Origin of the sequence: Candidatus Amarolinea aalborgensis, assembly GCF_900491745.1 — a bacterium.
Classification (GTDB): domain Bacteria; phylum Chloroflexota; class Anaerolineae; order SSC4; family Amarolineaceae; genus Amarolinea; species Amarolinea aalborgensis.
Genome location: NZ_UETR01000009.1, coordinates 121,031 through 139,244, shown reverse-complemented (window position 1 = coordinate 139,244; position 18,214 = coordinate 121,031). Strand labels below are relative to the sequence as shown.

At 63.4% G+C, this 18,214-nt stretch carries 11 protein-coding genes; 6 read left to right on the top strand and 5 right to left on the bottom strand.

Annotation, left to right across the window (positions count from 1 at the left end; translation table 11 throughout):
* Nucleotides 1–130 precede the first annotated feature (130 nt).
* Nucleotides 131–742, bottom strand: a complete 612-nt coding sequence (gene nadD / locus ACPQ6D_RS13705; protein WP_423224898.1) for a nicotinate-nucleotide adenylyltransferase — start codon at nucleotides 740–742, stop codon at nucleotides 131–133.
* A 401-nt stretch (nucleotides 743–1,143) separates the two neighbouring features.
* Here nadD and ACPQ6D_RS13700 point away from each other — a divergent pair, with 401 nt between their 5' ends.
* From ACPQ6D_RS13700 to ACPQ6D_RS13675, 6 genes are read left to right on the top strand one after another with little or no spacing between them, the layout of a single operon-like run.
* On the top strand, nucleotides 1,144–2,187 hold the full coding sequence (locus ACPQ6D_RS13700; protein ID WP_423224897.1) for a PIN/TRAM domain-containing protein: 1,044 nt from the start codon (nucleotides 1,144–1,146) through the stop codon (nucleotides 2,185–2,187).
* 15 nt (nucleotides 2,188–2,202) lie between these two features.
* On the top strand, nucleotides 2,203–3,675 hold the full coding sequence (gene cysS / locus ACPQ6D_RS13695; RefSeq protein WP_423224896.1) for a cysteine--tRNA ligase: 1,473 nt from the start codon (nucleotides 2,203–2,205) through the stop codon (nucleotides 3,673–3,675).
* A gap of 12 nt (nucleotides 3,676–3,687) precedes the next feature.
* A complete protein-coding gene (rlmB, locus tag ACPQ6D_RS13690) occupies nucleotides 3,688–4,467 on the top strand; it encodes a 23S rRNA (guanosine(2251)-2'-O)-methyltransferase RlmB (RefSeq protein WP_423224895.1) in 780 nt (259 codons plus the stop codon).
* 3 nt (nucleotides 4,468–4,470) lie between these two features.
* Complete coding sequence (locus ACPQ6D_RS13685; RefSeq protein WP_423224894.1) at nucleotides 4,471–4,929, top strand: YbhB/YbcL family Raf kinase inhibitor-like protein; 459 nt, start codon at nucleotides 4,471–4,473, stop codon at nucleotides 4,927–4,929.
* A 27-nt stretch (nucleotides 4,930–4,956) separates the two neighbouring features.
* Nucleotides 4,957–5,781 carry an FAD binding domain-containing protein gene (locus ACPQ6D_RS13680; RefSeq protein WP_423224893.1) on the top strand — a complete coding sequence of 275 codons (825 nt, stop codon included), beginning with the start codon at nucleotides 4,957–4,959 and terminating at the stop codon, nucleotides 5,779–5,781.
* Nucleotides 5,781–6,020: a hypothetical protein gene (locus ACPQ6D_RS13675; protein WP_423224892.1), complete on the top strand. Its 240-nt coding sequence runs from the start codon at nucleotides 5,781–5,783 to the stop codon at nucleotides 6,018–6,020. Before ACPQ6D_RS13680 ends, ACPQ6D_RS13675 begins: the two co-directional genes overlap by 1 nt.
* A 40-nt stretch (nucleotides 6,021–6,060) precedes the next feature.
* Here the strand turns inward: ACPQ6D_RS13675 and ACPQ6D_RS13670 are convergent, their stop codons facing one another.
* The 4 genes from ACPQ6D_RS13670 to ACPQ6D_RS13655 form a co-directional block, all read right to left on the bottom strand.
* On the bottom strand, nucleotides 6,061–7,848 hold the full coding sequence (locus ACPQ6D_RS13670) for a L,D-transpeptidase family protein (RefSeq protein WP_423224891.1): 1,788 nt from the start codon (nucleotides 7,846–7,848) through the stop codon (nucleotides 6,061–6,063).
* A 78-nt stretch (nucleotides 7,849–7,926) separates the two neighbouring features.
* A complete protein-coding gene (locus tag ACPQ6D_RS13665; protein WP_423224890.1) occupies nucleotides 7,927–8,553 on the bottom strand; it encodes an NYN domain-containing protein in 627 nt (208 codons plus the stop codon).
* A 118-nt stretch (nucleotides 8,554–8,671) separates the two neighbouring features.
* Complete coding sequence (locus ACPQ6D_RS13660) at nucleotides 8,672–15,118, bottom strand: FG-GAP repeat domain-containing protein (protein WP_423224889.1); 6,447 nt, start codon at nucleotides 15,116–15,118, stop codon at nucleotides 8,672–8,674.
* On the bottom strand, nucleotides 15,115–18,048 hold the full coding sequence (locus ACPQ6D_RS13655) for an ATP-binding protein (RefSeq protein ID WP_423224888.1): 2,934 nt from the start codon (nucleotides 18,046–18,048) through the stop codon (nucleotides 15,115–15,117). Before ACPQ6D_RS13655 ends, ACPQ6D_RS13660 begins: the two co-directional genes overlap by 4 nt.
* Between the last annotated feature and the right edge of the window lie 166 nt (nucleotides 18,049–18,214).

Here is an 18,214-nt window from a genome sequence, read left to right as displayed (position 1 = left end):
ACACGTCACGCCGGAGGCAACGACCGCCCTACGCGCCGATCTGAGCGTCGGTCACATCTCCGGTATGGCGACCCACGTCACGACGAAGCCATCGTAGGTGACAATCGCACGTCACGCCGGAGGCGATGACCTACTGGGAGGGTGTTTCGCGGTAGAGTTCTTCGCTCACGATAATCTGTTCGACGGCTTCAGGCACCTGGTAACGAATCGGCTGGCCGGTGCGTACGCGCGCTTGCAGGATGTGCGACGCGATCTCCAACTCCGGCATGTCTAGTTGAATAACGCGCTCGTGCAGGTTGGGCAAGGCGCTTTCCAGGTACTCCCAATTCAGCGTCACATCATGCCGGCTCAAAGCCACCAGGCGACAGTTGGCCACCAGGCGGTCCGCCTGATGCCAATTGGGCAGGTCCTGCAGCGAATCGGAACCCATCAGAAAGAACAGCTCGGTGCCCGCGGGCAAGCTGTCACGCAGCAGACGCACCATGTCAATCGTATAGTGCGGGCCGGGGCGATCTACATCCACGCGCGAGAGCTGGAGATGGGGATTGCCGGCAATCGCCGCTTCCACCATGCGCACGCGGCTTTCGGCCGGCGACAGGCGCCGATCCCGTTTGTGCGGCGGGTCGCCCGCGGGCACGATGGTTACGACGTCAAGGCGGAGTTGAAACCAGGCTTCTTCAGCCAATATGAGGTGACCAATGTGGGGAGGATCAAAGGTGCCGCCGAAAATTCCTACGCGCATAGGTGCTCCGTCCGGCAGTGCTGCCTGGGTATATTCTCAACCAAGGTTCCATCCTCCCTGCTTACGGGAGGCGCTATGGTCAGCATCAAGTATAGGCAAATGTTGCAACCCGTCAAAACAGGATAGTTGTTGCACAAAACCCTAAAGTGGTGTATGATTGACTTGTGAGTTCATTGGCCATTTTGGCCCCATTTATTTCTTCTTTTTGTCATTGCGATTGGTACATCTGGCATTGACCGCGTAACAGCGAGGGGAGGTGGAGCAATAGGGGATTGCCTGGCAAAAACTTAATTCACTGGCATCTATCCGTCACCCATCGGGTGATGTGACTGGTCCCAGTTGATTCCTGTACCAATCCCATCGTGTTCCCTGTATTGTTCCCTTACCCTGGGAGGCGATTCGTGAAAGTGGACTTATTTTTTCGTATTATCGTTGCGATTGTTCTTGGTATTTTTGGGTGGGAAATCGGCATGGAGGCGGCAGGAGCATCATCGCTGAACGCTGAATCCCTGCGCTGGGTTGCGCCTTTGACGCTGCTGGGCGTTGTGGCTGGCGCTATTCTGGCGCCCTGGCTCACGACCGTGCCCGCGCGTTGGGCGCGGCGCGGGGTGCGGCAGATCCCGGCCCAGCAGATCCTGGCCGCCGCGATTGGCCTTGGCGTCGGCTTGATCATTGCCGCGCTCCTTGCCTGGCCCCTGTCGTTTCTGCCTTCTCCTTTCGGCAAAATCCTGCCCGCCATTGGCGCTCTGGTGCTTGGCTACCTGGGCACGATCGTCATGGTCCTGCGTCAGAAGGACATCTTTGCGCTCCTCGGCGCGCGCTGGTCCGCGCCGCCGGCCGCGCCGGAACAGTCTCCGGTGTTGCTGGACACCAGCGTCATCATTGACGGGCGCATTGCCGATATCTGTCAGACCGGGTTCATTCGCGGGCCTATGATCGTGCCGCGTTTTGTTCTCAATGAACTGCAGCACATTGCCGATTCTCCTGACCCATTGCGCCGCAACCGTGGACGGCGCGGGCTGGACATGCTCAACAAGATGCAGCACGAGTCCGCGGTGCCGGTGGTCATCAGCGACCTGGATGTGGATGGCGTGCGTCAGGTGGATGACAAACTGGTGCAATTGGGCAAGCAGATGGGTTGCCCGGTCGTGACCAACGATTTCAACCTGAATCAAGTTGCCGGCCTGCAAGGCGTGACCGTGCTCAACATCAACGCGCTGGCCAATGCCGTCAAATCCATCGTCTTACCGGGCGAAACGATGCGTGTGCGCATCATTCAAGAAGGCAAAGAGAACAGCCAGGGCGTTGGCTACCTTGACGATGGGACGATGGTTGTGGTTGAGAACGGCTACCGTTACTTGAACAATACCCTCGACGTTGTCGTGACGAAGGTCCTGCAAACCAATGCTGGTCGCATGCTTTTCGCCCAGCCACATTCGAATTGATCGAGGCAAACCGCCATGGCTCTGCAAATCTATAACTCACTGACGCGTCAAAAAGAAGAATTCGTCCCCCTGCACGGGGACCATGTGGGCATCTACGTCTGCGGGCCGACTGTTTATGGCCCCGCGCACGTCGGTCACGCCAAGAGCTACGTCAGCTTCGACGTGGTGGTGCGCTATTTGCGTTTCCTGGGCTACAAAGTGCGTTATGTCCAGAACATCACCGATGTGGGCCATCTGACCGACGACGCGGATGAAGGCGAAGACAAGATCATCCGCAAGGCGCGCTTCGACCGCGTGCACCCGATGGAGTTGGTCGAAAGCTACACGCGCGGCTACTTCCAGGACATGGACGCGCTCCAGGTGGCGCGGCCAGACATTATTCCCCGCGCCAGCGCGCACATTCCAGAGCAGATCACCCAGATCGAGCAGTTGATCGCGGCCGGCCATGCGTACGTGGTCAATGGCTCCGTCTATTTCAGCGTGGACAGCGATCCCGACTATGGCAAGCTCTCGGGTCGCCGCGTCGAAGACCAGGAAGAAGGCGCGCGCGTGGCCGTCAACCCGGAGAAGCGCAACCCGGCCGATTTTGCGCTGTGGAAGCGCGCCGAACCAGCGCACATCCTGCAGTGGCCTTCGCCCTGGGGCGCAGGCTACCCTGGCTGGCACATCGAGTGCTCGGCCATGTCCATCAAGTATCTGGGACAGCCGTTTGACATCCACGGCGGCGGCCTGGAAAACAAGTTTCCTCATCATGAAGCCGAAATTGCCCAGGCCGAAGGCGCCAGCGACAACACGCCCTTCGCGCATTACTGGATGCACAACAACATGGTGACGGTGAACGGCGTCAAAATGGGCAAGTCGCTGGGCAACTTCACCACCATTCAGGATGCGTTCAAGATGGTAGAGCCATTGGCGCTGCGCTTCTTCGTGCTCAGCACGCATTACCGCTCCAGCACCGACTTCAGCCCCGGCGCGCTGGAAGGGGCGCAGAGAGGCTACAGCCGGCTGGTCAGCGCCGTGCGCCTGGTCAAACAAAAACTGGGCACAGCCCGCACGGAAGGCGACATTCCGACCGAGGTTGCCGCGCTGCTGGACGCCACCCGTCAACGCTTCCGCGCAGCCATGGATGATGATTTCAACACGGCCAGCGCCATCGCCGAGCTGTTCGACTTTAGTCGTGAGACCAATACCCTGCTCAACGCCGCGGCTTTGCCCAATCGGGCCACGGTGGCGGCGCTGGATGGTCTGTACGCTGATCTGGCCGGCGCGGTGCTCGGACTGCTGCCTGACGATGCTGGCGCCGGCGGCAGCGCCGCGCTGCTGGCCGTGACCGATGGGCTGGTCAACTATCTGATCGAACTGCGCCAGGAGGCGCGCAAGAACAAGAAGTGGGCGCAGGCGGACGCCATTCGCAACCGGCTGAAAGACCTGGGCGTGGTGCTGGAAGATGGGGCGCAAGGCACCGGCTGGCGCCTGGCCGACAGCTAGGCCGTGGCCGCCATGACCAACAGCACGGAATGGCTCTATGGCCGACAAGCGGTACGAGAGATGCTGCGTGCGCGCCGCCGCCGCGTACAGCGCATCTTGCTGGCCAAAGGCAGCCAGCGCACCGGCATTGTGGCCGAGATCATGGCCCTGGCACAAGGCGTTCGTTGTCCCGTGGGCGAAGGAGAGCGCCCGGCGCTCGATCAGGTGACCGCGGGCGCGAACCATCAAGGCGTGGCCGCGGAAGTGTCGGCCTACCCTTACGCCGAAATGGACGCCATCCTGGCCGCCGCGGGCGATGACGCGCCGCTGCTGCTGGCGCTGGACCACGTGCAGGATCCGCAGAACCTGGGCACGCTGCTGCGCACGGCGGATGCGGCCGGCGTGCACGGGGTTTTGTTGCCCGAACGCCGCGCGGCGGGCATCACCGCGACGGTCAGCAATGCCTCGGCCGGCGCGGTGGAGCATCTGCGCATTGCCCAGGTCATCAACCTGACGCGTACGCTGCAAGATTTGAAGGCGCAGCGGTTGTGGGTGGCCGGGCTGGAAGTGGACCCGCGCGCGACTCCCTTCGACCGTGCGAACCTGACCGGGCCTTTGGTCTTGGTGGTGGGCAGCGAAGGCGAAGGGCTGAGCCGCCTGGTGCGCGAGACGTGCGACTGGCTCATCAGCCTGCCGATGCATGGGCATGTGGAGTCGCTCAATGTCGCCGTGGCCGGCTCGATCGTGCTGTACGCTGCGCAAAGCGCCCGGCGTTCGAATCCGCAAGTCCAATCCGGACAGAAAGAGAGGTGAAACATGGCGTTCATCCTGCAAACAGCAGCCTTTCGTGATGAGGGTTTGATCCCAGCGCGTTTCACCTGCGATGGCGCCAATGTGTCGCCGGCGCTCTCCTGGCGCGGCGCGCCGGCGGGCGTTCAGAGCTTCGTTTTGATCATGGATGATCCAGACGCGCCGCGTGGAACCTGGACACATTGGACCTTGTTCAATCTACCTGGCGCGCTGGGCGAGTTAGCCGAAGGATGGCGTCCTGGCGCTTCTGGATTGAGCGGGCGCAATGATTTTGGCAGTGTGGGCTACGGCGGGCCGTGCCCGCCGCGCGGACATGGCCCGCACCGCTATTTCTTTCGCTTATACGCGCTGGCCGTGGCAGCGCTGCCCTTGCGCGCCGGCGCCGCGCGCCCCGAACTAGAGCGCAGCCTGGCAGGCCATGTGATCGGCCAGGCGCAGATGATGGGCCGGTACGAACGTAAGTGAATGTAGCTGCAGGAGAGAGAGGCTGCTATGCGTCTTGCCGAATACCATCGCCCCGTTGATCTAGCCACCGTGCGCCGTTTGCTCTTGCGTAGACCGCCCGTGGCCCTGCTTGCTGGCGGCTCGGCGCTGGTGCCGTTCCTAAGCAGCGACACGGTCGTAGATCTAGGCGAATTGCCGCTCGACTTCGCCGATTGGCAGGCGGATGGGCTGCACCTGGGCGCGCGGCTAACCCTGGCTGCGCTCACGCCTGCGTCGGCGGCCGGCGCATGGGCGGGCGGATTGCTCGCGCGCGCGGCGCGGGCCGAAGGCGCCATCAATCTGCGCAATGTCGCGACGATCGGCGGGCTGGTGGCCGTTGCGTCTGGAACCTCCGCGCTCTTCTTGTCGCTCTTGGCTGTGGACGCGCAGGCGATCGTCGTCGCCGTGGATGGGCCGCCGCAGCAAGCGGCGCTGCGCATGTTGGCCGATGCGCCGGCTGGTTATCTCAACGGGCATCTCCTGCTGGAAGTCGTGTTGCCCAAGCATCTGGCGCAGGCCCGGCATGGCCTGGCGACCGTGGCGCGCACCCCGCGCGACGAAGCCATTGTCGCGGCCGTGGCCGTTGTCGAGCCTGACCAGGCCGTTGCCACCGTGGTGCTGGGCGGCGTCACTGCGCAGCCGCTGGTGCTGAGCGGGCTGGATGAGTTCACGCAGGATCCGGATCGCCTGCCAGCCGCGCTGGTGGATCTGCTCGCCGGCCAGACGCTTGTGGCAGATTTTCGTGGCAGCGCCGATTACCGCCGACGCATGGCCGGCGTCCTGGCCCGTCGGGCCTTGTCAGAGGCGCTGGCGTCGGTCCAACCGGTGCCCTGATGCCTGATCTCCAATTGTTTTGGCGCCGACTGCAGGGCCGGAGCTGTGAGAACTGCCGTTTTAGTGAAACCTTCCGCAGCAACGGCGACGGTCAAGTGACACGCGTGCACCTGTTCTGCCGCGCGCCGCAGTCGCTCTACTTTGATCGTCCGGCCCCTCCGGAACGCTGGTGCTCCGCCTGGGCGGCTGGCCAACCAGGCGCGCCGCCGACAGTCGGCAATCCCGATTTGACCATTTGACAAAAATCGCCAACTTTCAAAAAAGTTGGCGATTTTCAGTTCATGCTGGGGTCACTGCCACGGCCGGACTGCGCGCGCCGCCGGCCGCGCTCCAGTTGTAGAGCCACCATGCATCATACAGGCTGAGATTGACACAGCCGTGGCTGCGGGGACGGCCGAATGCGTCGTGCCAGTAAGCCGAATGGAGCGCGTAGCCGCTGTAGAAAAACGTCGTCCACACCACTTCTTCGATGTAGTAATAGCCCGCGCCCGGTCGCCCGCCCGACATTTTGCCGCCTGGTCGTCGCAGCCAGGTGCGAAAAATGCCCTGTACGGTGGGCGTGGCGGGCAGACCGGTGGCGACCAACGCTGCGTACACCGGCTGATCGCCCTCATAGGCAACGGCGGTCTGGTCACGCAGGCTGACCGCCACCCAGTATTCGCGGCTGCCGATGGCGGCCGGTCTTGCGCGACCGCGCGCGACCCCAACCCACTGCCCATGAACCCACTGCTGCGCGCCGATTCGATGCCACGTGTCGGCGCCGACGGTGACGCTTTCCAGAATGTCCAGGCGTTGATTGTGCTGCACTTCGCCCACCACCGCGTACCCTGTGCCTGGGCCGCTGCGTACGTTCAGGGCGGTAGCGACCACCCAGCCCACAGGCAGCGATACGGCTGTGGCACGGACCGCCTCCGTCACGGCGGGCAGCAAACGCACCCAGTCGCTGTGCACCCAGCGTCGCTCGCCAATCCGATACCACACCGCGCCGCTGACCGTGGCTTGTTCCAGGATGCTGACTTGCGCGCCGGCCTGAAGCCGATCAATCGGGGGATTGTCAGCCGCCACGCCAGGCCGGGCGCGCACATTCAGGGTGGTGGCGGTGACAACTCCGCGTCGGGTCGCTGGTGGTGGCGGCGGCGGTGGGGGTGCTGCGCCGCTCAATTCGACGCCGCGCAAGGTTGATGGTCTGAAAAGCGTCACCGCGCTGGCTGGAATCCAATCCTGCCCGGCTGTGCGATACCACAGATCGTCGTGCACCGCGGCCTCCGCCGTGATCGCCAGGTAGGTGCCCGCGGCCAGGCTGCGCACCACGCGGCTGCTGCCTGGCGCGGCATAGGTGCGCGCCCAGGCCCAAGTCGGCCGCGCGTAGCGATAAGGCTGCCAGGGATCGGTCGCCTGCGGGATTTCGAGCGGCGCGCTGAGCGGCGCTGCGGCGAGCATCGGCTCTAAGAGGGCCGTCGCCGGCGCTTCGACCGGGTCGGCGATGACCAATATCTGTTCGGCCAGGCTGCCCAGCCAGAAGCCATCGCTGTCCAGCCAATCTACGGCGACCTGGTATGCGCCCGGCTTGGGGTATTCCAGCATCCAGGCGCCGTGCGCGTCGCCAGCCAACCAGTAGACTTGCTCAGCGCCCGCGGCGAAGCGCACGCGCTCCTTCGCGCCCAGGCCCGTGACGGTCACCGCGGCCTGGGCGCGCAGCGGCTCCTGAGCATCCGGCTGCAACGTCAGTGTGACCATCGGCCGCGACGCGGCCGCGGGCGCGGCGCGGGCCGCGATCGGGAAGACCTCGACCTCGGCGCTGAACTCTCCCCAGGTCACGGTCGCCCGCCGCGGGCCGGCCTGGCCGTAGGTGAAATCGGCCAGGTCCAGGATGCGCTGCTCGCGCCAGGTCACTGGCGTAGGCGCACACACCATCCCCAGGTCAATCTCGCGGCCGTCGCCCGTCTGCAAGCGGGCTGGCGCGCAGGCGCTGGCCTCGTCCGTGGCCGTGGTGCTGAAAGCTAGTTGAAAGTGAACGGCGTTGGTTCCCTGTCCAGGCTGGACAAGCAGGCGAATAGGTGTTGGCATGATGGGTTCCTTTCTGGTGGGCGGCCAGACTTCGGAAGTCTGGCTGCCACTCTGGACAATCGCGCAGGCTATGGACTGCTACCAGCTAGCGGGTTTGTGAAACACGCCGTGGAAGTCGCTCAATACGGCAGGAAATTGGCTGGCCGCCAAGACACCCTGGCGAATTTGCCTCACAAATGCGGCGTGCTGCGCCAGGACTCTACTTGTAGGATTCTTGTGCGGGTTAAGGATGCCAACAGGTATCCCAAGTTCCTGACGCACGATCTTGATCGGCTCCAAAAGATCAGAATCGTTCGTCACAATCGCAGCCGTCTCGTACTGTTTCTTATATCCGTCATTGATGAGATGAGCAGCAATGTTGACGTCCGAGCCTTTCTCCTCAGTCTTGATGACTTTTGCGAATCTTGGGCCATCTGGGGCCGGCTGCGCCAAGGGCATCATGACGTCATGGGACAGAAATCTGCCAAAGACGATCTCGATATCGGGAAGGCTCCTCAAGGCTCGAAGATAGACTTGTTGGCGAGTTGGCTTATCGGGATCGTCATGACGAGCACTCACACGAGCGGTAAAGTACTTGATCTTGCTGATTTGGTGGCTTGGAAGGAGCAATGAGCACAAAACGTGTAGGTTGAGCCACTTGTAGGGTGTATCTTTAACCGCGCCGTAGTACAAGTTGAAACCATCAATGTATACACAGGTTCGCATCTTGTCTCCTTCTGGATAAGCAGAGACCGTACTCAGAGAGTACGGTCTCGCAGCCTGTCCCCGAAGAGACAGGGGGTTTGATGAACCAATTATAAATGAGTTCCAGGCGCCGGTCAAGTTACGGTCGTCGGCAGTCGCGCAGGCTGATGTCGTCTACATAGAGCCAGGTGCGATCGGGCAGACGCTGGCTGTCGTTGTGGACTTCGAAATAGAGGCGCACGGTGCGCCCTCGGTAGGCCGTGAGATCGAAGCTAAGCTGCTGCCAGTCGGTTTGATTTTCCAGTTTGCGCCATAGTTCGCTGATCACACGGCCGTTGCCTGGGTTCAAGATTGCCAGGCGCTGGTAGTCGCCGCTGCTGTCTTGCGTGCCCGGTTTGACCCAGAGCGTTAGCGTGAGCTTCTGCGCGCTGGGAGGAAGATACACATCCTGGTACGCAGATGATAGGGTGGCGATTGTACGGCGGAGACCCGAATCTGTAGGGAGTAACCCCAACTGCAGAGCGCTGCGACCGCTGTGAACCTCAAGGGTGGTGTAGCGCGCCGTGCTGTCCGTGGTCATGAGCTGCCAATCGCGCGTCTGTTCAAAATCCCCATTGCGCAGGTATTCGGTGCAAGGGGAAGGAGGTGGGGGCGCTGGAGTAGGCGTGGATGTCGGTGTGGTTGTCTCGGTGGGCAACACAGCGGGTTTGGATGTCGGTGTGCGCGATACGGCGGGTGTGGATGTCGGTGTGCTCGAGTCAACGGGTGGGGATGTCGGTGTGCGCGATAAAGCGGGCGTGGATGTCGGTGTGCGCGACACAACGGGCGTGGCTGGCGGCGTGGGGGATATGGTGGGGGTTGGTGGGATTACAGCAGAGATCGTCACGGAGATAGCCTCGCTGTTACTCCAGATTATGGGTTGAGTAGTGCTCAGCATCAGCGGCGGCGGCAGGGAGAACGTAATGACGGCGCCAGGGACGCCGCACCCTTGCCAGGGGGCCTCGCCGGCCGACCGTACTTTCACGCGGTAACCAATGCCATCTGCAGTGGGAACGGTAGCGCCTTCACCGCAGAGTTGATCGTTGATCCAGGCCGTGATGGTCATATCCTGCGTGAGCGTCACGCCGGAACTGGGCTGAATCGGCCCATAGATGACAGCCGGTGGACTGACCAGGCTGTCCGTCGGCCAGATAGATGTTCTTAGCCTTTCGGGAGGCGTGTTGATCACATGACCCGATACCGCCTCGGCAAACGGCGACAGCCCCTTGAACTGAAGCAGCGCGGTGATTGTGGTGTGAACAAAATAGCCCTGGCCGAAACGCAGCTCGGCCAAGTCGCTGAAGGCTGGTGCGTCCGGTATATAGACCTGCCACGGATCGGCCTCTTGCGTTGAATCGTAGCCGTAGACCAGGGTGAATGCCTCATCTGCCAGCGAGGCTAACGCCTCTCTGACCGGACGGGCGGGCGGATCGGGTACAGGGTAGGCGAAGGCATGCCAACCAGCGCCGTCCAACTGGATCTCGGTGCTGGACAGCAGCGCGTACAGCCCTGGCTCGTGGACGGCGGCCACGGCGTTGTTGGCAGTCGTGGACAGCGTCGTTGTCAACGGCTGCCAAACGCCAGCCTTCCAACGGTGGATGCGCAGGAACGGTTCCTCGCCGGGCGGCACTTCATTGCTGAGATAACCGATGCTGAGCGACGTGTTGGTCAAGGTGACATTCGACGTGGCGGCTAAACGATAGGCATGGCCGATGAGCGTGGCCCACGGTGGCAAACTCGGAATTGTGACCGCCGTCTGTAGGATCATCAGGCGGTCGCCGCCGAGATCGAGATGTTGGCCGAAGAGCATCGCCTGCCCGTCTGTGGAAAGCACGGGCGCCAGGCGACCGGTGCCTGCGATCTTCGCCAGGCGACCGGTGCCTGCGATCTTTGCCGGGCTGCCGCCCACCGCCAGATCGAGCGTGATGCGACAGGACTCTGCGCCGGTTTGGGCTTTTTGGTCAATAGTCAGACATGGCTTGCTGTCGCCTGTTGTGATGTCAATGAACCCGACGCTGCTCGTGAACGGCAGACTGGCTGTGAAGTCGTCTCCGTTACGCGTCATCGTGATGCGTCGGGTCTCCGTCAACGGCGCGTCGCTCGGAATGATCGCGGCCAGGTAGCGTCCGGTTGTAAAAACGCCGGTCAGGGTCAAGACCATGACAGTCGTGGTGATCGTTGTTGAGTTGACAGAACTGATGGACACTTCGGGGCTGACAGTTACCTCGGGGCCCCAGTCATCGGCGAGTGCGACCAACACAATCTCCTGGTTTCCCCGTTCCTGCACCGTTGTACATCCCTGGCGGTTGTCATCGGGATCCGTCACGCACAGCGTGTCGCCAACCTGCGCGCCCCGCGCTGTGACCTGGTCGAGCCGCGGACGACCGAGATCCACAATGCGCTGGCCGCCTCGCTTATACAGAAAGGCGCGCGCGCCGACGCCGGGTTGAACCGGGTTCGGAGGTGTTGCCTCGTCTAACAGATAGAAGATGGGCACGACCAGGGTGGCCTCCCGCGCGAGAGGCGTCGCCTCCGTGATGATTTGCGTCACGCGCAGCGGCAGGGTGTCCGGCCCCGCCGTATTGGTTGTCGGCGCCTGCAGCCAGGGATAGAACGCTTGAATCGTGGCCCAGTCCGGCCGCCCGGCGCCCTTTTGGGAGAGGGTTTGCTGGCAGCCGGTCTGCCAGGCGGCGTCTGCCCGGTGAAACTCGCCGTTGCCCCACTTGTCGTCTTCACCGTATGGATCGGCCATCACGCCCGAACAGCCGCTGACCGGCGTCAGTAAGCCGCGTTCATCCAGGCCGAGATAGTTGTCATCCAGGAAGAAGAGCAGATGCCCCAGCTCGTGCGCCAGGGCGCGCGGCCAATCTTCGTCCAGGCTGCCGGCCGCGGCGTCGCCAAAGCGGTTCCAGGCCGCGCCGATTTCCACAGCGCCCGGCCCGTAGGCGATGTCCGACTTCACGGGGTCGCTGATGACCGCGCTGACGATGCCGCCCTGGGTTGCGCTGGGGCGCAGACGATTGGTCGCATGGATGCGCACATCCGCATCGAGCCAGGCGTTGCTGCCGTTGGCGGTTGGCCGCAAGGCCGCGTCGTGATAGAGCGATATTTGACCTAGCGCGGCCTGGCCGTTGGTCCAGTCATACAACAGATCCGACGTACGCTGCAGGTCCCTGGTCAACCCGGCCACGTACCCGGGGTCATTGTGCGCGTCCCATTCCAGGGCTACGTTCAGATTGAAAAGCAGCAAGGGATTGTCAGGCGAGATGGTCAGCGTCTGCGTGCCGGGCGCCCTGACGGTGACGACGCCGGTCGTGACTCGCGGCATGTCATCACGGCTGCTTGAGCCGCTTGTCAGCGTGATCGGCGCGCTGGTGAAGAGAAGGCTTGCGCGCGTGACGGACAGAATCCTGGTTCGCGTCGCTGGGGCTGAAGCCGCTATTTGACCAGTCTGCGGCGCCAGCGCGGCCGTATCCGCCTGGCCGGCCTGCCTGGCCGGCGCAGCCGCGCTCATCTGACCCGCCAGTGCGGCCGAGGGCGGTTCGGCCAACGGGCTGGCCGGATTGAGCGGCGACAAGTTGACCCACTGGTGCGTTTCTGTCACCGGCCACAGGGCAAACAAGCGATCGTAGTGATTCAGATCAACTCGGGATGGCGCTTTCCCACATCCATCGAAGCGACCACAGACATCGGTATTGACTTCCGTCCCACTTAAGTCAGTCAAACGAATCGCCAGGCGCTCGCCCAGCGCCTGGCGGTACACCTGCACGTCTGAGATCGGCGCGGTCCCGCTCAGCACTTGCAGGGGAGTCTCGATAGGGACGTTCACCCGGCCTTGACGGATTATCGAGTATTGATAAGGCCCAGGAGGCCGATTCGGGCACGGTTTGACCGTGGATGTCAGCAGCGTGCGCAGAGCAAGGTCATCGCGCCATTGATCGGATTGATCGGATGACAGAGACCAACTCAAGACTCCCGTGACTGCCACGGTAGGGGCGGTACGACTCTCTGGGTCTTGGTTCTGACCCACGCTGACGGCTGACTCCTCGACCGGATGCCAGGCCCTACCGCCGTCGAAGGAGACTTCCAGCACTGGGGCGTCACCACAGCCGCCGTTGGGCGCCGCCAACGAATAGGTTACCTGGTGAGTGGCCGAGAGTCCTTGCGCCCCGGTAATCAAATCCGTAGTTTCCAGGTGCATCGTTTGCTCCTCGGTGCGCTGGCCGCGACGCCGATTGGTGAGGAACGTGAGGCGGCCCGTCCCATCGTTGGGGTCATAGCGATCGGCAAAAACGATGTCGGGCTTGCCGTCTCCATTCAAGTCGCCCACCGCTACCGCCTGCGTGTAGTGCTTGCCGCGGGTCAAAACAACCGTCCTGCCGTCTGTGAAACCGCCCTGTCCATCGTTCAGGTAGATGACGTTGTCCAACGCCAACATCCCGATATCGCTGGCCGTCGCCCAGACGCCGGCGGCGATATCGAGCGCGCCGTCGCCGTCGAAGTCGGCCAGGGCCACGCTGTAGGTCTTGTTGTTCATGGTTCCCAGGTAGACGGCCCGTTCCGTGGAAAACGCGCCTTTTCCGTCATTGAAGTAGACGACGTTGGGCGCGTAGAAGTTGGCCACCACCAGGTCCAGGTCGCCATCCCGGTCGAGATCCCCCAGGGCCAGCGCTTTGGTGCTTTCGAACTCGCTGCCGAAGCGTTGGCTTGGCTGCGCGGGAAAGCGGCCCTGGGCGTTGAGATAAACTGCATTGAAGCTGTTGTCGTTGCCGACGACAATGTCCGGCCGGCTATCGCCGTTGAGATCGCCGACCGCCACGCTGGTCGTAGGATCGTTTGCGCCGCCCAGGGGCTGGGTGGGGGTGACAGGAAAACCGCCTTTGCCATCGTTGAGGTAGATGGCGCTCTGGCGCTTGCTGCCGGCGACGATGTCGAGCCATTGATCACCGTTAAGATCGCCAACCGCCACGCCCCACGTATCGCTCAAGGCGTTGCCCAGTTGCAGGGGATTGTCAGATAAAGAGCCATGACCGTCATTGTAGTAGATATGATTGGGCTGGCTCGTTGCATTGCCAGCCACGATGTCGAGATCGCCGTCTTTGTCCAGGTCGGCCAGGGCCAGGCTCATGGTGGTGGCAGTAACGCCAAAGCGTTTTCGAACCTCGCCCAGATAACTGAGTCGGCCATTCGTTACCCCGGCCACCGCATCGAGCGTCCCGTTGCCGTCGAGGTCGCCCAACGCCAGGCTGAGATATTCGCGCGACTCACCGCCTTGGGCCTGGGCGAAGACGAGCGGCGGCGCCCCTGATTGCGCAAAGTAAATGCGATGCCGCTCCTTGTGAGTGGCCGCAATGAAGTCGAGTGAGCCGTTATTATCGAGATCGGCCAGGGCCACCGCATAGGTGCGATCGGCGCCAGAGCCAAAGTACTGCACATCGCCTTGGGTGAAGCGCGCCCGGCCATCGTTGAAAAGCACCCGGTTGCGGGTGGCGGCGCTGCCGCTGCGTTCGCCAAAGCCCACCGCCAGGTCGAGTGCGTCATCGTTGTTGACATCGCCCAGCGCCAGCGTCATGGGGATGTCGTTGTCTGAAAATGCGAGGGACGACGCACGTTGGGCTAACACGGCCAGTTCACTCCTGATCGTGGTCGTGTAAACGTCAATGGTTTGACTCTTGTTTCGCAGATCAGAATAAGCAATCGCCAGATCGGGCGTGCGATCAGCGTTCAGGTCGCCGGCCGCCAGCGCAACGACGCGGCCGCGCGCTGCGCCGATTTGCGCGGCCGGCGCGAACCCGGCGCCATGGCGATTGAGAAAAATCTGCGCCGGCCGGCCATCGAATCCGAGCACGAGGTCAAGCCGCCCATCGCCATTGACGTCGGCCAGGGCCATGGCGGTGGCGCTCATCGCCTCGGTTGCGGTCAGCCAGGCTGCGGGACTGAAACCGGCGCTCCCGTCGTTCAGGTAGACGCGGGTCGCAGCGTCTTCGCCGCCGATGACCAGGTCGAAGTCGGCGTCGCCGTCCAGGTCGCCAATCGCCAGGACGGGCGTCAGAGACGACGTAACGCTTACGGTCGGGACTTGCGTGGTCGTAAACTTGAGCGTGGCTGTCAGCGGCGCCTGGTGCGCGTTGAGGTAGAGTTGTGCCGGCCCCTGGGGCGACAACGCCAGCACATCGAGCCATCCGTCGCCGTTCAAGTCCGCCACGGCGATGACGCTGGTATACGCGGATGAATTGGAAAGGGTGATCGTCCCCGTCATCGTCGTGGGGAAACCGCCGCGGCCGTTGTTGAGGTAGATGCGATTATCCTCACCCTGGTTGCCCGCCACCAGGTCAAGGGCGCCGTCGTTGTTCATGTCGCCGACGGCCAGGCTAGTCGTCGGTTCGTTGTCCGCGCCCCACGGACTGATCGGCGGCGGACCAGAGGCTGAAGCGGCGGGCGGTCGCAGGGCGAGCAACAAGGCGCCCAGCAGCGCCAGGAACAACGCGATGGAAAGGGCCAATGCGCTCCACAGGCGGAGCCATCGTCGGTTGATGAACGTGCTCATGGTATCCCCCTTGCAGTCAGCGTTTCTTGCAGATCACGCGCTGCGCCGAGACGGGTGAATGTGTTTGCGGCTGCGTCGAAGAGCGGCCACGCAGCGTCGGCGTCGCCCTGCGCCAGGTGCAGGCGCGCCCACGCCAGCTGCGTGCGCGCTGCTTCGTACGGATCGGCGCCGTCCAGCAGTTCCAGGCTGCGGGCGAACGCCGCGGCGGCCGCCGGCGACTGGCCGTCGGCGGCCAGCGCGCGTCCCTGCACCCTAAGGCTCATACCCTGTTCCAATGGTGCGTCCACGGCCGCGGTCAATGATTGTTCAATGGCCGTCAACGCCGCGGTCACATCGCCCGCCGCCAGCTTGATCTGGCCGCGCCGGCGATAGATCTCCGGCAGGTGCCCCTGGATATGCGTAGTCAAGGCCAGGCGCTCCGCGGCGGCGACCAGCGCCAGCGCCGCGTCCAGTTCAGCGCGGCGCTGCTCCCACTCGGCCAGGTTGAGCAGTCCGGCAATTTCATGCCTGACGAGGTGATGCTGGCGCGCGAGATTGACCGCGGCCTGCAATTGCACCCCGGCTTCGGCGTCGTCGCCGCGGCGCAGCAGCAGGTAGCCCAGGTTGACGGCCAGTTGGGTACGCTGCGTGCCGCTGCCCACCCGGCCGGCCAGGTCATTGGCGGTGGTCAGCTTCTGGATGGCGCCTTCCCAGTCGCCCTGGGTAAAGATGTAGATTCCCAGGTTCATTTCGGCAAGCAGGCGCCAAAATTCATCGTGCGTCAGACGGGCGCGGTCTGCAGCCTGGCTGGTGTGGCCGATGGCGCCGTCCAGGTCGCCCAATTCACCGGCGATGATGCCCAGGTTGAGCTGCGCCCGCATCCAGAGTTGATCAGGCAGCGTCGGCGCCTCTTGCAGCGCGGCCAGCGCCGATTCCCGGCCCGCGGCCCAGTCGCCGGCCGCGATCTGGACGGTGCTCAGCGTCACCAAAAACTCAGCTCTTTCGAGCCCGCCGCTGCTCCCAAACTCCTCCAGGCCGCGACGCAGCCAGGACATGGCCTCATCGGGCGCCTGATCAGACAACAGCTCGCCCAGGCGCTGGCAGGCGCGCACGGTCAGACTGCGCCGTGCCGGCGTAGGCGGCAGGCGTTCGGCCAGATCGAGGACGTAGTGGTAGCTGGCCTGTGCTGCTTCGCTGGCGCTGTCGAACTGATGGATTTCGCCGGCCGTCAGCGCCAGGCGCGCGCGCAAAAGGTCGGGCAAGGGGTGGTTTGCAAACTGGGCCAGCAGCCGCTGCAGGGCATGCGCCTGGCCGCGGTTGACGAAGGTCATGATGTCGGCGGTTGCCAACGCAGCCGCATGTTCGATCTCGCCCGCACGCAGGAAATGCTCGATAGCCAGCAGAGGATCGGGCTGTTCCTTCTCATAAAACGCGCCCGCACGCCGGTGCAGCCTTCGGCGATCATCTGGGCCAAGATCCGCGTAGTAGTACGAGCGCAGGATGGCGTGCAGACCGAAGACGCGGCCTTCGGGGGATTCCTGGACGGTCAGCAAGTGGCGATCGCTCAGCGATTGCACGTGACGCAGCAGGCCGCTGCGCTGCAGAACGGCGCTGAGCGCAGCGCGCGTTACGGGATAGCCGAGCAAGACCGACATCGCTTCCAAGACAGCGCGCTCATCGCTAGACAAGGCCGTATCCACCTGCTGAATCACAAAACGCTCTACATCTTGCTGATCGCCAAGGCTGTCAATCAGCGCGGCAGGATTGGGGCTGCGGCCCAGCATGGCGGCCGTCAGATTGAGCAGCTGCGCGTTCCCCTGGGTTTGTTCATGCAGCGAAGCCAGGAGCGCGGGCGTCAGATTGATGCCGCGGCGCTGCAGCAGCCCGGCGACATCGTCAGGAGTCAAACCGGCCAAGGCCCTGAACTGTACGGTTTGCACGAAGGTTGGCATACGGCGGGCCGCCAGGATCAACGACAGCTCGCCGGCGTGGACCAGGCGCGCCAGTCGCTCGACGAACGGCTCGATCAAAGAGCTCTCTTCGTCCACCAGGTGAAAATTGTCCAGGCACAAGAGGCAGTCCAGCCCACGCAGTTCTTCGAACAGGTAGTCGAAAAGAAGGATGGGGTGCGGCGGGCGTGCATGGCGCTGGCGGGCGCTTTCCAGCATCTCCCACAGGTTGGGGCGCCCTTGATGGTAGAGGAAACCGGCCAACTTGACGATGATCGCGTCCACGTCCAACGGCTCATGAAACTCATACCAGAAGATGCGCGAGGCCGCGCCGGCAAAGTCCCGCGCCAGGCGCGCGGCCAGGGTTGTCTTGCCCACGCCGGCCATGCCGCTGATGACCGCGAAATGGCTCGTGCGCAGGATGTCGCCGAAGTAGGCCAGATCATCCGCCCGCCCCACGAAATCGTCCACCACTGGCGGCGCCAATGGCCGCGGCGGCGGGGCAATATCGTCAACGGCAGGCTGGGCGGATGCAAGCAGATCATAGAGACCGGCGGCCAGCGTATCATCGGTCAGCGCCTGGCGGCGCACCTGCGTGCGCAGGATGAGTTGCAGGTCGGCGTCGCCGGGTGCGCGCGCCAGGTCTTCCAGCGCCTGGGGCAGACGGGGCTGCCCGGACGCCAGGGTCTGCAGCGCAGACACAAGGTGGCTGTCCAACCCGCCCGGTGAGGCGGTCAGTTGGGTCAGGAGCGCTGCGGCCAGGGCATCCACGAATTCGCCATAGCGGCTGGCATTGATGCTGCGCACCTCTCGCAGCAGGGTGGCGGTCATGCGCTGGCGACCGACGTAATCGAGCAGCAAGCGTGTACGCGCGCCACGGGTCATACCATCGCTAAATTGGTCATAGACCGGACGGAAGGCATCAAAACAGAGCTGCTCGAATTCTTGTCGTTCAAGGGCTTCGGTCAGCAGGCGACTGAGTGTGATGAGTTGGGCGGCCATGGGCGTTCTCCGGGTGCGCGACGATGGCTGTTCGGAATATCGCCAAGAACAAAATTGGGTAACTGCTCAGGCGGCGCGCTGTCGCAACCGAGCGATTGAAATCGCGCCTGATGGGCGTACCGCCGGGCGTCTACCTACGTAGACGCGCTGCTGGTCGGCGGCGGCC